General features: G+C 70.3%; 14 protein-coding genes. 10 read left to right on the forward strand and 4 right to left on the reverse strand.

What is annotated here, in order from left to right; translation table 11 throughout:
* Nucleotides 1–155: 155 nt before the first annotated feature.
* Nucleotides 156–839 (reverse strand): glycerophosphodiester phosphodiesterase family protein, encoded by a 684-nt coding sequence (locus AB0937_RS22245; protein WP_366713927.1) that lies wholly within the window; start codon nt 837–839, stop codon nt 156–158.
* A gap of 249 nt (nt 840–1,088) precedes the next feature.
* On the opposite strand from AB0937_RS22245, the gene AB0937_RS22250 reads away from it, so the two are divergent.
* From AB0937_RS22250 to AB0937_RS22270, 5 genes are all read left to right on the forward strand, one after another.
* Complete coding sequence (locus AB0937_RS22250) at nt 1,089–2,486, forward strand: DUF6421 family protein (RefSeq protein WP_366713928.1); 1,398 nt, start codon at nt 1,089–1,091, stop codon at nt 2,484–2,486.
* 41 nt (nt 2,487–2,527) lie between these two features.
* The gene (locus AB0937_RS22255; RefSeq protein WP_366713929.1) at nt 2,528–3,274 is read left to right on the forward strand and encodes an SDR family oxidoreductase; all 747 of its coding nucleotides are present in this window, start codon (nt 2,528–2,530) and stop codon (nt 3,272–3,274) included.
* Nucleotides 3,271–4,341, forward strand: a complete 1,071-nt coding sequence (locus AB0937_RS22260) for a low specificity L-threonine aldolase (RefSeq protein WP_366714102.1) — start codon at nt 3,271–3,273, stop codon at nt 4,339–4,341. The genes AB0937_RS22255 and AB0937_RS22260 overlap by 4 nt, the downstream gene beginning before the upstream one ends.
* Nucleotides 4,342–4,440: 99 nt before the next feature.
* Nucleotides 4,441–5,013 (forward strand): transglutaminase family protein, encoded by a 573-nt coding sequence (locus AB0937_RS22265; RefSeq protein ID WP_366713930.1) that lies wholly within the window; start codon nt 4,441–4,443, stop codon nt 5,011–5,013.
* 12 nt (nt 5,014–5,025) lie between these two features.
* Nucleotides 5,026–5,727 (forward strand): phenylalanine--tRNA ligase beta subunit-related protein, encoded by a 702-nt coding sequence (locus AB0937_RS22270; protein ID WP_366713931.1) that lies wholly within the window; start codon nt 5,026–5,028, stop codon nt 5,725–5,727.
* Between the two features lie 18 nt (nt 5,728–5,745).
* Here AB0937_RS22270 and AB0937_RS22275 read toward each other — a convergent pair whose 3' ends face one another.
* Both AB0937_RS22275 and AB0937_RS22280 read right to left on the reverse strand, forming a co-directional pair.
* Entirely contained in the window at nt 5,746–6,474 is a 729-nt protein-coding gene (locus AB0937_RS22275) for a lysophospholipid acyltransferase family protein (protein ID WP_366713932.1), read from the reverse strand.
* 188 nt (nt 6,475–6,662) lie between these two features.
* Complete coding sequence (locus AB0937_RS22280; RefSeq protein WP_366713933.1) at nt 6,663–7,079, reverse strand: DUF4395 domain-containing protein; 417 nt, start codon at nt 7,077–7,079, stop codon at nt 6,663–6,665.
* A gap of 78 nt (nt 7,080–7,157) precedes the next feature.
* Between AB0937_RS22280 and AB0937_RS22285 the strand changes: the two genes are divergently transcribed.
* The 4 genes from AB0937_RS22285 to AB0937_RS22300 all read left to right on the forward strand — a co-directional run bounded on the left by AB0937_RS22285 (nt 7,158) and on the right by AB0937_RS22300 (nt 10,170).
* Nucleotides 7,158–7,571, forward strand: coding sequence for a thioredoxin family protein (locus tag AB0937_RS22285; RefSeq protein ID WP_366713934.1), 414 nt, complete (start codon nt 7,158–7,160; stop codon nt 7,569–7,571).
* Between the two features lie 83 nt (nt 7,572–7,654).
* Nucleotides 7,655–8,146 carry a flavin reductase family protein gene (locus AB0937_RS22290; protein ID WP_366713935.1) on the forward strand — a complete coding sequence of 164 codons (492 nt, stop codon included), beginning with the start codon at nt 7,655–7,657 and terminating at the stop codon, nt 8,144–8,146.
* Nucleotides 8,147–8,366: 220 nt separating this feature from the next.
* Entirely contained in the window at nt 8,367–9,155 is a 789-nt protein-coding gene (locus AB0937_RS22295; RefSeq protein ID WP_366713936.1) for an electron transfer flavoprotein subunit beta/FixA family protein, read from the forward strand.
* A gap of 52 nt (nt 9,156–9,207) precedes the next feature.
* A complete protein-coding gene (locus AB0937_RS22300; RefSeq protein ID WP_366713937.1) occupies nt 9,208–10,170 on the forward strand; it encodes an electron transfer flavoprotein subunit alpha/FixB family protein in 963 nt (320 codons plus the stop codon).
* Nucleotides 10,171–10,227: 57 nt separating this feature from the next.
* On the opposite strand, the gene AB0937_RS22305 is transcribed toward AB0937_RS22300, so the two are convergent.
* The gene (locus tag AB0937_RS22305) at nt 10,228–11,148 is read right to left on the reverse strand and encodes an endonuclease/exonuclease/phosphatase family protein (RefSeq protein ID WP_366713938.1); all 921 of its coding nucleotides are present in this window, start codon (nt 11,146–11,148) and stop codon (nt 10,228–10,230) included.
* Nucleotides 11,149–11,341: 193 nt separating this feature from the next.
* On the opposite strand from AB0937_RS22305, the gene AB0937_RS22310 reads away from it, so the two are divergent.
* Nucleotides 11,342–12,643: an aldolase/citrate lyase family protein gene (locus tag AB0937_RS22310; protein ID WP_366713939.1), complete on the forward strand. Its 1,302-nt coding sequence runs from the start codon at nt 11,342–11,344 to the stop codon at nt 12,641–12,643.
* Nucleotides 12,644–12,645: the final 2 nt, after the last annotated feature.

Consider the following 12,645-nt stretch of genomic DNA (forward strand, 5'->3'; position numbering starts at 1 on the left):
AACGTTCGCCCCGTCGCGACGCCCGGCACGCCCTCTCGCCGCACCGGCCGAAAGCCCGAGTACGCCCAGTACGAGGGCTTCCGGCCGGCACGCCGGGAGCACGCACCGGACGCCGCTCCTTCACGGGCGAACGTTGCCTGCCGCGGCACCAGCTGCTAAGCCGTGAAACGGCCCGTGCGTTTGATGTCCGGGTGGTCGGTGGTCGCGCCGTCCAGGCCGAACGCCCGGACCAGTCGCAGCTGGTCCTGCGTGTTCACCACCCAGCCGATGATCTTCAGGTCGGCCTTGCGGGCCCGCTCCACGATCTCCAGGGTGAGCCGGCGGATGTTCAGGCAGACGGTCTCGGCGCCGGCCTCGACGGCGCGGTCCACGATGTCCGTGCCGTAGTGGCTGGCGATCAGCGCGGTGCGCACACCCGGCACCAGTGGCTTGATCTCTGCGATCGCCTCGTCGTGGAACGAGGACACCTCCACCCGGCCGGCCAGGTCGCGCCGGTTCATCACCTCGGCCAGGGCCCGGGCCGCCTGCTTGTCCTTGATCTCCGCCTGCAGCGGCGTGTGGACGGCCTCCAGCACCTCCTCGAAGACCGGCACCCGCTCACCCCGGCCCGCGTCCAGGGCCCGCAGTTCGGCGAGGGTCTTCTCCGCGATCGGGCCGGTGCCGTCGGTCGTGCGGTCCACATCCGTGTCGTGCATGACGACGAGCGCGCCGTCCTTGCTCAGGTGCAGATCGAGTTCGATGGCGTCGAGGCCCGCTTCCTGGGCGGCGACGAAGGACCGGAGGGTGTTCTCGGGCTCCACACCCATGACTCCGCGGTGACCGATGGTGAGGAAGTTCAAGACGCGACTCTCTTCCGTCGACAGGCGGCACTGGGGGCCTGACGGCCCCCCTGACCGTATCGCCTGGACCCGCCCTGTGCAGAGAGTGAGGGCATGGTTGCGGCACATCCGGGCAGAAGCGTGACCGGCAGGAAAAAGTGCGGTGAAGCACAGGGTCGGGCAGGATAATTTCCCGGGTTCACCCTTGCTGGGAGGAACCTCGTGTGTATACGGTCTGCATACGTGAGATTCTCCCGTGGAAGGTGGGACATGACGGAAATTCTTGTGCAGGTGGGTTCGGAGGAAGCTCTTCCTCCCGTGGCCAGGGTGGTGGACCACCCGGCATGGCCCGTGCTCAAGGATGCCGTGGAGCGGATCCGGCCATGGCAGTCCAAGGACGGGTCGATCGACTTCGACGCCGAGGGTGCGCCCGGCGCGGCCGACGCCGAGTTCGCGGTCCGCCAGGTCGCCGACGCGGTCCGGGAGCTCTCCCCGCTGCTCCCGCACGACGGCGCCTACCACGAGGCTCTGGTCAAGGACCTGACCCGGTGGGCCGACAGCGGCTTCCAGGTGCCCGACTTCCTCGACTCGCTGCTGGCCTTCCAGCCCGCCGCGAACCGCGCGGACGGCCTCCAGCACCTCGTCGTCTTCCCGATGTACACGCAGAACGGCAACCCGGACCGCAACCTCGAGGCGGTCGTGCTGCGCATGGTCTGGCCGGACTGGCTGGCCGAGCTGGAGCGCACCCGCTACGACAACCCGCTCTTCTGCGGCATCAAGTTCGAGGACTTCACCTCCGGCTACGACACCAACTCGGCCGTGCTGTTCCCCGAGACCATCGCAGTGCGCGAGGCGCCGGAACGATTCACCTGGGGTGGCATCTTCTGCGACCGTGAGGCCGCCCGCTTCCGCCGGGTGACCGACGCCGCCGTCGACATCCTGAGCCTGGAACTGCCCGAGGACGTCGCCGCCATGGTCCACGACCAGAAGCGCTGCGAGGAGGCGTTCGTCCTGTGGGACATGGTCCACGACCGCACCCACAGCCACGGCGACCTGCCCTTCGACCCGTTCATGATCAAGCAGCGCCAGCCGTTCTGGATGTACGGCCTGGAGGAGCTGCGCTGCGACCTCACCGCCTTCAAGGAGGCCGTGAAGCTGGAGGCCGACGGCGTCCCGCAGGCCCGTGACGTGCAGGTCGCGGTCCTCTTCGACCGCATGTTCCGCTTCCCCGTCACCGGCGAGCGCGTCCGCAACTACGACGGCCTCGGCGGCCAGCTCCTCTTCGCCTACCTGCACAAGCACGACGTCGTCCGCTGGACCGACAACAGGCTCACCATCGACTGGGAGCGCGCCCCGCAGGTCACCAACCAGCTGTGCGCCGAGATCGAGGACCTGTACCGCGACGGCATCGACCGTCCGAAGCTCGTCCACTGGTTCGCCGGGTACGAGCTGGTCTCCACCTACCTCTCCCCGCACCCGGGCTCCAAGTGGGCCAAGGGCCCCGACGCCCTGGACACGACGCAGCCGCCGCGCAAACTCGTCGATGACGTGCTTCCGGACGAGTTTCCGCTGAGCATGTTCTATGAGGCACTGTCCAAGAAGCTGAAGAACGTGATCGCCTCGACCAAGGGCATCACGGCGGACAGCGCCGAGCGGATCGCCGCGTGAGCGATCGGCGTACCGGGAACACTGCTCAGGAGGCGAGGATCATGGGGAACGGGGCGCTCAGCGGTGCGGTGATCGCGGTGGCCGGAGCGGGCGGACCCGCGGGCCGGGCCGCACTGCTCAGGCTGGCCGAGGCGGGAGCCACCGTCATCGGATCGGACAACGATCCGGAGCGGCTGGCGGAGGCGGTGGACGCGGCGCGCTACGCGACCGGCGGCGCCACCGTCACCGGTGACACGGTCGATCTGCTGAACCTGGAGGCCACCCGGGACTGGGCCACCCGCATCGAGAAGGACTTCGGCCGGGTGGACGGCCTGGTCCACCTCGTCGGCGGCTGGCGTGGCAGCGAGACCTTCACCAGGACCAGCCTGGACGACTGGGACTTCCTGGAGATGCTGCTGGTCCGCACGGTGCAGCACACCTCCCTCGCCTTCCACGAGGCGCTGCAGCGCAGCGATCGCGGCCGGTACGTGCTGATCAGCGCCGCGGGGGCCAGCAAGCCCACCGCGGGCAACGCGGCCTACGCGGCCGGCAAGGCGGCGGCCGAGGCCTGGACGCTGGCCATGGCGGACTACTTCCGCAAGGCCGGGGGCGCCGAGGGGCCGACGTCGGCTGCCGCGATCCTGGTGGTCAAGGCACTGGTCCACGATGCGATGCGGGCGGACCGGCCCAACGCGAAGTTCGCGGGCTTCACCGACGTCAAGGACTTGGCCGAGGCCATCACCAAGGTATGGGAGAAGCCCGCCGCCGAAGTGAACGGAAACCGTCTGTGGCTCACCGAGAAGCCGTGAACCCGCCGAAGACCGACGCTCGTCGTCATCACGACCCCGGGATCCGCGGATTCGCCAGCGACAACTACGCCGGGGCACACCCGGAGGTGCTCGCCGCCCTGGCCCTGGCCAACGGCGGGCACCAGGTCGCGTACGGCGAGGACGTCTACACCGAGAACCTCCAGCGGGTGGTCCGCAGCCATTTCGGGCCCACGGCCGAGGCGTTCCCGGTCTTCAACGGCACTGGCGCGAACGTCGTCGCGCTCCAGGCGGTCACCGACCGCTGGGGCGCGGTGATCTGCGCGGAGAGCGCGCACATCAACGTCGACGAGTGCGGCGCACCGGAGCGGGTCGGCGGCCTGAAGCTGCTGACCGTTCCGACGCCCGACGGCAAGCTCACGCCCGAGCTGATCGACCGGCAGGCGTACGGCTGGGACGACGAGCACCGCGCGATGCCGCAGGTCGTCTCCCTCGCCCAGGCCACCGAGCTGGGCACGGTCTACACGCCGGACGAGATACGCGCCATCTGCGAGCACGCCCACGCGCACGGCATGAAGGTGCACCTGGACGGCTCGCGGCTGGCCAACGCCGCCGCCACCCTGAACGTCCCGATGCGGACGCTCACCAACGCGGCCGGCGTCGACATCCTCTCCCTGGGCGGCACGAAGAACGGCGCCCTGTTCGGTGAGGCCGTCGTGGTGCTCAACCAGGACGCCGTCAGCCACATGAAGCACCTGCGCAAGCTGTCCATGCAGCTCGCCTCCAAGATGCGCTTCGTGTCGGTGCAGCTGGAGGCCCTGCTCGCCCGGGACCTGTGGCTGCGCAACGCCGGTCACGCCAACGAGATGGCCCAGCGCCTCGCCGAGGGCGTGCGGGCCGTGCACGGGGTGGAGATCCTCTACCCCGTGCAGGCCAACGCGGTCTTCGCCCGGCTGCCCCACGACGTCAGCGAGCGCCTTCAGAAGCGGTTCCGTTTCTACTTCTGGGACGAGGCCGCGGGCGACGTCCGCTGGATGTGCGCCTTCGACACGACCGAGGACGACGTGGACGCGTTCCTGGCGGCGCTGAAGGAGGAGATGGCCCGCTAGGGTCGCCCGAGCCCGAGTACGGGGCAGCTGTTGCATAGGTATGCGGCAGGGCGTAAAAAGATTGACCTGGATGCAGGTCGCTCTCTACGCTCTGCCGGCATGCAGTTCATCCAGCAGACGCCCGACCTCTCTGCCTACCTGGCCGCTGACGAGGCGATCGACCATCATCACCCGCTCGTTCGCGAGACCGCGGCGAGGCTCGCCCAGGGGGTGGTCGATTCGTATGAGTATGCGCGGGCGGCTTTCGACTACGTCCGCGACACCATTCCGCACTCGCAGGACTCCGGCGATCTCCGCGTCACCTGGCGCGCCTCCGACGTCCTGGAGCAGCGCACCGGCATCTGTTACGCCAAGGCTCATGCGCTGGCCGCACTGCTGCGGGCCGAGGACATTCCCACCGCGCTGTGCTATCAGCAGTTCGGCGAGGTGCACGGGCTGGTCGCCGTGCGGTTCAACGGTGCCTGGCACCGGCAGGATCCCCGGGGCAACAAGCCCGGCGTCGACGCGCAGTTCTCCCTCCATGGTGAACGGCTCGCCTTCGTAACCGATCCGGCGTCCAATGAAATGGACTACACAGTCCTGTATGCTGCACCGCACCCGGTCGTGCTGGGCGCTCTCACCTCAGCTCGCGATCGGACGCACCTGTGGCAGACGCTCCCCACCGCACTCTGAGGCAAGGCGACCATGACGCTCACCCTGACCGTGTCCGACGACGTACGCGCCCTCGCGCCCGGCTTCACGCACGTCGCGATCGAAGCACACGGCCTGGTCAACGGGCCGAGCAGCCAAGCCAGTTCGGAACTCCTCGACGATGCGACGCGGCGGCTGGCCGAGCGACTGGACGGCCGCGCCCCGCACGAGGATCCGCACATGGCGGCCTGGCGCGCCACCTACACGGCGTTCGGCTCGAAGCCGTCCCGGACCCGCAACTCCGCGGAGGCGCTCGCCAAGCGCGCCCTCTCCGGCACCGGACTGCCCCGCGTCAACCTGCTCGTCGACCTCTACAACGCCGTCTCCGTCGCCCGTCTGATCCCCGTCGGCGGCGAGGACCTCGACCGCATCGAGGGCGGCATGCGGCTGATCCGGGCCACGGGGGAGGAGCGGTTCGTGACCGTCGCCGACGGCGAGGAGACCGTCGAGCACCCCGACGCGGGTGAAGTGGTGTGGTGCGACGACGCGGGCGTGACCTGCCGCCGCTGGAACTGGCGTCAGGGCCCGCGCACCCGGCTCACCGAGGAGACGACGTCGGGCATCTTCCTGCTGGAGAGCCTGGCGCCGGTGCCGGTCGCCGAGGTGACGGCCGCCGCGTCGGAACTCGCCGGGCTGCTCGCGGAGTTCAGCCCGGGAGCGGACGTCGTCGTACGCGCTCCGGAGCCCTCCGCCTGAGACCGGGCCGGGCGGGCCTCAGTGCGCTTCGGCCGCCCGCACCTGCTCCGGCGTCGGGGCCGTGCCGCCGAGGTGGGCCGGCATCCACCAGGTGTCGTCCGGGCCCTTCGGGCGCACCGGGTAGGCCCGCTGGGCGGCCTCGAGGAGCTCCTGGACCCGCTCACGCAGCTGGCGCGTGATGGCGCCCGCGTACTTGTCGCGGGAAGCCTCGATCGCCTCGCCCACCCGGATCGTGATGGGGATGTGGCTGCGCTTGAAGTTGCGCGGGTGCCCCTTGGTCCACAGCCGCTGCGTGCCCCACACCGCCATCGGGATCAGCGGGACGCCCGCCTCCTGGGCCAGGCGCGCGGCGCCCGACTTGAAGCTCTTCAGCGTGAACGACTGGGAGATCGTCGCCTCGGGGAAGACCCCGACGATCTCGCCCGACCGCAGCGAGTCCAGGGCGTGCGCGTAGGCCGCCTCGCCCTGCTTGCGGTCCACGGGGATGTGCTTCATCCCGCGCATCAGCGGGCCGGAGATCCTGTGCCGGAAGACGGACTCCTTCGCCATGAAGCGCACGAGACGCTTCTGCGGCAGGGCCGCCAGGCCGTCGAAGACGAAGTCCAGGTAGCTGATGTGATTGCTCACCAGCACAGCGCCGCCCGAGCGCGGGATGTTCTCCGAACCCTGACAGTCGATCTTGAGGTCCCACACCTTGAACAGCGTGCGGGCGAAACCGACGACGGGACGGTAGACGAGCTCTGCCATGGGCGGTTCGGACCCTTCCTGCTCTGCCTGGGAAGGGATTCCCAGTGGAGAAGTTACGCAGCCGTAGGTTTACGGCTTGTCGCAGATCGTGCCCGAAGAACGGCCGGGTAGCCAGTCCTCGTGCCCGTGGACGGCGAGATTCTCGTCACGTCACCCGTGGGTCTCCACCTCGTGCTTTTGCGTCCCCATTACTCCGTGCGCACCGCCACCCGCCGCACGAGCAGGTACAACTCGCAGCCCAGGCAGTACCCGAACGCAGCATTGAGGAAGGCGGCGGCGAGCGCGGCACCGGTCGCCGCGAGTCCCAGCCAGTCGGGTCCCAGGGTGAGGCCGATCAGCCCGAGTCCGGCGAAAAGCAGCCCCACCGCCTGGGCGAATCGCGGCGGTTCGGGCGCTTCGAACTCCGTCGGCGGCCCGAGGCGCGGCCGCACGGCCCTGGCGAACAGCAGCCCGTACGGGGAACGGCCGACGCCGCCCGCCGCACCGCACAGGAACGCCAGCGTCTGCCAGGCCAGCAGCCAGGCACTCCCCGTGACCAGCACGACCGCCAGGACGGCGGTCGTGACGGCCGCGCCGAAACGCGGCCCTCTCGCATCGATGTCCATGGGAGCCAAGCATTCCGCAGCGGGCCCTCCTGGCGGGGGCGGGAATCTTTGCGGTCTCGTGAACGGTTGCAGGAGGTGATGACCGGACTGGTGGTGTGCGTGGCGGTGCTCGCGGCGGCGAGCGCCTTCGGAGTGCTGCAACGGCGGCGGAGCGGGAGAGTGCGGGTGCGCGGGCGCGACGACGGCAAGCGGCTCGAGGCGGCGGAGCTCGGTGCGGAACTCGGCGAGCGGGCCACGCTCGTGCAGTTCTCCAGCGCGTTCTGCGCGCCCTGCCGGGCGACCCGGAGGGTCCTCGGCGAGGTCGCCGGCCTCGTGCCGGGCGTGGCGCACGTCGAGATCGACGCCGAGGCCCACCTCGACCTCGTGCGGCGGCTGGAGATCCTCAAGACCCCCACCGTGCTCGTCCTGGACGCCGGCGGCCGGGTGGTGCGGCGGGCCACCGGACAGCCGCGCAAGGCCGACGTGATCGCCGCGCTGGGCGAGGCGGTGTGACGGGCGTGACGCCGTCAGTGAGCCATCTCCCACATCACGGAACGAACTTGACTGTGCGTACCATTTATCGTCAGCCTGACCGCATGCCTGCGGACCTCCTCGCCACGCCCGACCTCCTGCGCTCGGTCTTCCGGCGGCACGCGGCGGGAGTCGCCGTCATCACCGCTCGTGCCGAGGCGGGCCCGGTGGGCTTCACCGCCACCTCCCTGACGTCCGTGTCCGCCGAGCCGCCCCTGCTGTCCTTCGGAGTCGGCACCGGCGCCTCCAGCTGGCCCGCGATCGAGGCGGCGGACCACGTGGGAGTGCACATCCTCGGTGAGCACCAGCAGGAGCTGGCCGCCACCTTCGCCCGCAGCGGCGCCGACCGCTTCGGGGCGCCCACCGTCTGGCGGGAGGGGCCCGAGGGGGTTCCGGTCCTCGACGGCGTGCTCGCCTGGCTGGTGGGCCGGGTCGTGGCGCGGGTGCCCGCCGGCGACCACCGGCTCGTGATCGCCGAGGTGGTGGACGGCGACCCCTCGGGCACCGGCCGTCCGCTCCTCTATCACCAGGGGCGTTTCCAGCGTCTGGGCGACTGAACCGGGTGGCTCCCCGGGCTGCGTGGCCGTCGAGTTCCGGTTACGCTGCGTTGCGAAGGTCACAGTTCAAAGCGCTTGCTTAGCGGGAATGAACTGGGTGTACTGACGAGTAATATTTCGCTCGGGGCGTGGGTCGCCCCGACCGGGATCGGACGCTTGAGGCGCCTATGCTGCCTGCAAGTAGGCAGCATGGAAATGACGATGCAGTAGGAGAGCCGGCGTGAGCTTGAGGATCGTTGTCACTGTGAAGTACGTGCCCGACGCCACTGGCGACCGGCACTTCGCCGATGACCTGACCGTCGACCGGGACGACGTGGACGGTCTGCTCTCCGAGCTCGACGAGTACGCGGTCGAGCAGGCGCTGCAGATCTCCGAGAACTCCGACGACGACGTGGAGATCACCGTCCTGACGGTGGGCCCCGAGGACGCCAAGGACGCCCTGCGCAAGGCGCTGTCCATGGGCGCGGACAAGGCGATCCACGTCGAGGACGACGACATCCACGGCACCGACGCCATCGGCACCTCCCTGATCCTGGCCAAGGCGATCGAGAAGGCCGGCTACGACCTGGTCGTTTCCGGCATGGCCTCCACCGACGGCACCATGGGCGTCGTGCCCGCGCTGCTCGCCGAGCGCCTGGGCGTCCCGCAGGTCACCCTGCTCTCCGAGGTCTCCGTCGAGGACGGCACGGTCAAGGGCCGCCGCGACGGCGACGCCGCCTCCGAGAACCTGGAGGCCTCCCTCCCGGCGGTCGTGTCCGTGACCGACCAGTCGGGCGAGGCGCGCTACCCCTCCTTCAAGGGCATCATGGCGGCCAAGAAGAAGCCGGTGGAGTCCTGGGACCTGTCCGACCTGGACCTCGAGGCCGAGGAGGTCGGCCTGGAGGGCGCCTGGACCAAGGTCGACGGCGCGGCCGAGCGCCCGGCCCGCACCGCGGGCACGATCGTCAAGGACGAGGGCGAGGGCGGCAAGCAGCTCGCTGAGTTCCTCGCGGGCCAGAAGTTCATCTGAGCCCTTTCGCCGACCGCCCCTCATCTTTCGCAAGCAGGAGAGAAGAAGTCCCATGGCTGAAGTTCTCGTCTACGTCGACCACGTGGACGGTGCCGTCCGCAAGCCCACCCTGGAGCTGCTGACCCTGGCCCGCCGCATCGGCGAGCCCGTCGCCGTCGCGCTGGGCAACGGCGCCGCCGACACCGCCGCCACGCTCGCCGAGCACGGTGCGGTCAAGGTCCTCACGCACGAGGCCGCCGAGTACGCCGACTACCTGGTCGTACCGAAGGTCGACGCCCTCCAGGCCGCCCACGAGGCCGTGTCCCCGGCCGCCGTGCTGGTCCCGTCCTCCGCCGAGGGCAAGGAGATCGCCGCCCGCCTGGCGCTGCGCATCGGCTCCGGCATCATCACCGACGCCGTCGACCTGGAGGCCGGTGACGAGGGCCCGGTGGCCACGCAGTCCGTGTTCGCCGCGTCCTTCACCACCAAGTCCCGTGTCTCCAAGGGCACCCCGGTCATCACGGTCAAGCCCAACAGCGCCGCCGTCGAGGCCGCCCCGGCCGCCGGTGCGGTCGAGGCGCTGTCCGTGAGCTTCTCCGCCCAGGCCACCGGCACCAAGGTCACCGGCCGTACGCCGCGTGAGTCCACGGGCCGTCCGGAGCTGACCGAGGCCGCGATCGTGGTCTCCGGTGGCCGTGGCGTCAACGGCGCGGAGAACTTCGCGATCATCGAGGCGCTCGCCGACTCCCTCGGTGCCGCCGTCGGTGCCTCGCGTGCCGCGGTCGACGCCGGCTGGTACCCGCACACCAACCAGGTCGGCCAGACCGGCAAGTCGGTCTCGCCGCAGCTGTACATCGCCAACGGCATCTCGGGTGCGATCCAGCACCGCGCCGGTATGCAGACCTCGAAGACGATCGTGGCGGTCAACAAGGACGCCGAGGCCCCGATCTTCGACCTCGTCGACTACGGCGTCGTCGGCGACCTCTTCGACGTCGTCCCGGCGCTGACCGAGGAGATCAAGGCCCGCAAGGGCTGATCGACCCAGGCCGGAGAAGGCCCCCGTGACCGTGCGAGCGGTCGCGGGGGCCTCTTCTCATGCCCGCTCTTCTCGTCCCAGGGTCATCGAGGCCTGCACCGGCAGGTGGTCGCTCGGGTAGGTCCCGTCCGCGCTGAAGGTGTTCATCCCGGCCCAGTGCGTGGTCACCCCGGGCGTGGTGAGGATCCAGTCGATGCGCCGCCCGCCGGGTTCGGGCGTCCGGTAGCCGTGGTACGTCCCGTACGCCGTGCCTCGTGAGGCCGCCGCGTCCCATGCGTCCACCAGGCCGATGTCCAGCATGAGGTCGTAGACCCGGTTGTCGTGGGCGCCCGCGTTGAAGTCGCCGGTGACGATGACCGGTGACGACCGGTCCCACCCGGCGATCGTCTCGCCGATGAGTCCCACCGAGCGTTCCCGGGCGTACTGGCTGACACTGTCCAGGTGGGTGTTGAGGACGTAGAACTCCCGTCCCCCGTCGGCCAGATCGGCGAAGCGGACCCAGGTCACCATGCGCAGCCAGTCCGCGCCCCAGGTGTTCGAGGCGATCGTGTACGGGGTGCCGGACAGCCAGAAGTGATCGAACTCGAGGGGCTCGAGTCTGCGCGTGTCGTAGAAGACCGCCATGAACTCGTCCTTGCTGCCGCCCCCGCGCCCGGTGCCGATCCAGTCGTAGTGCTCGCCGAGATCCTTCTCGATCGCGCGCACTTGCCGGTAGAGCCCTTCCTGGGTGCCGATGACGTGCGGTCGCTCGCGGCGCAGCAGTTCGCGCATCACCGGCCGGCGCACCTCCCAGCGCGGTGTCCTGTCGACGACGGTCCCGAAGCGGACGTTGAACGTCATGACGTTCAGTGCGCCTTCGTGCTCGCCGGCGGTAGCGGACGGTGTGGGGCCCGCGGTGGTGAGCAGCGGTCCTGCGACGACGGCGGCCGCCGCCGCCTTGAGCCCGTGGCGGCGTGTCACGCCGGCCTCGTTCGGCACGTGGTCTCCCTCCCCTTGCGCGTCAGGATGACGCTCGCCTTCTGAATACGGATGAAGAGGGTGGGTCTTCAGCGACCGAGGGTGAAGGATGGGAAACCCCACGGCAAGACGGTGTTGACCAGGCCGAAGGTCGGCCGATAGCTTCGCTCTACGGATTGTTGATTCCGTACAGCGGAAAAAGGAGGGTCTCGGAATGGGTCAGGGCCAGCAGGAGAAGGTGGCGACGAGCCTCGCGGGCGCCGTCAGCGAGGAGATCAGCGCCTCCCTCGCGCCGGTCGACGCCGAGCTGGAGCGCCGCTACCCCGGCGACCCCGGCACCCGCCAGCCCGTTCACACCGTCTACGTACCAGGCGACGCCTTCGCCGCCGACACCGTCCGCTCCTGGGGCGACCGGGCCCTCGCCGCGCTCGACGAACACGCCCCGGACGCCGCGTCCTTCGCCGCCGTGCTCGGCCTCACCGAGGAACTCGCCGGGCCCGTCCACGCCCGCGTGCGCGCCAAGCTGGAGCGCGAGCCTGTCGAGGACCTGCGCGTCGACTTCGAGGACGGCTACGGCAACCGCCCCGACGCCGAGGAGGACGAGGCCGCCGCCCGCGCCGCCCGGCTGATCGCCGAGGCCTGCCAGGACGGCACCGCCGCGCCCTGCATGGGCATCCGCATGAAGTGCATGGAAGCGCCCGTACGCGCCCGGGGCATCCGCACCCTCGACATCTTCCTCACCGGCCTGATGGAGTCCGGCGGCCTGCCCGACGGCCTGGTCCTCACCCTGCCGAAGGTGACGTACGCCGAGCAGGTCACCGCCCTGGCACGGCTGCTGGACGCCTTCGAGAAGGCACACGGCCTGGAGCCGGGCCGGATCGGCTTCGAGATCCAGATCGAGACCAGCCAGTCCATCCTCGCCGCCGACGGCACCGCCACCGTCGCCCGCATGATCCAGGCCGCCGACGGCCGTGCCACCGGTCTGCACTACGGCACCTTCGACTACAGCGCCTGCCTCGGCGTCTCCGCCGCGCACCAGGCGAGCGACCACCCCGCCGCGGACCACGCCAAGGCAGTCATGCAGGTCGCGGCGGCCGGCACGGGCGTGCGCGTCTCGGACGGTTCGACGAACGTCCTGCCGGTCGGCCCGACGGCGAAGGTCCACGACGCCTGGCGCCTGCACTACGGCCTCACCCGCCGCGCACTGGCCCGCGCCTACTACCAGGGCTGGGACATGCACCCCGGCCACCTCCCCACCCGCTACGCGGCCGTCTTCGCCTTCTACCGCGAGGGCTTCGAGCAGGCCGCCGCCCGCCTGTCCCGCTACGCCAACCGCACCGGCGGCGACGTCATGGACGAACCCGCCACCGCCAAGGCCCTCAGCGGCTACCTGCTGCGCGGCCTGGACTGCGGCGCCCTGGACAACGGCGAGGTCGCCCGCCTGGCCGGCCTGACCCGCGCGGACCTGGAGACCTTCGCGGTGCCCCGCCGCGGGGATCTGACGGCCTCCGCGTGACG

Origin of the sequence: Streptomyces sp. NPDC047880 (assembly GCF_040706515.1) — a bacterium.
Classification (GTDB): Bacteria; Actinomycetota; Actinomycetes; order Streptomycetales; family Streptomycetaceae; genus Streptomyces.

Excerpts from the sequence above, each read along its gene's own strand:
- AB0937_RS22250 (WP_366713928.1), top strand. The coding sequence starts at position 1,089 with ATGACGGAAATTCTTGTGCAGGTGGGTTCGGAGGAAGCTCTTCCTCCC.
- AB0937_RS22280 (WP_366713933.1), bottom strand. The coding sequence starts at position 7,079 with ATGGACATCGATGCGAGAGGGCCGCGTTTCGGCGCGGCCGTCACGACC.
- AB0937_RS22285 (WP_366713934.1), top strand. The coding sequence starts at position 7,158 with ATGACCGGACTGGTGGTGTGCGTGGCGGTGCTCGCGGCGGCGAGCGCC.
- AB0937_RS22255 (WP_366713929.1), top strand. The coding sequence starts at position 2,528 with ATGGGGAACGGGGCGCTCAGCGGTGCGGTGATCGCGGTGGCCGGAGCG.
- AB0937_RS22310 (WP_366713939.1), top strand. The coding sequence starts at position 11,342 with ATGGGTCAGGGCCAGCAGGAGAAGGTGGCGACGAGCCTCGCGGGCGCC.
- AB0937_RS22290 (WP_366713935.1), top strand. The coding sequence starts at position 7,655 with ATGCCTGCGGACCTCCTCGCCACGCCCGACCTCCTGCGCTCGGTCTTC.
- AB0937_RS22300 (WP_366713937.1), top strand. The coding sequence starts at position 9,208 with ATGGCTGAAGTTCTCGTCTACGTCGACCACGTGGACGGTGCCGTCCGC.
- AB0937_RS22275 (WP_366713932.1), bottom strand. The coding sequence starts at position 6,474 with ATGGCAGAGCTCGTCTACCGTCCCGTCGTCGGTTTCGCCCGCACGCTG.
- AB0937_RS22270 (WP_366713931.1), top strand. The coding sequence starts at position 5,026 with ATGACGCTCACCCTGACCGTGTCCGACGACGTACGCGCCCTCGCGCCC.
- AB0937_RS22265 (WP_366713930.1), top strand. The coding sequence starts at position 4,441 with ATGCAGTTCATCCAGCAGACGCCCGACCTCTCTGCCTACCTGGCCGCT.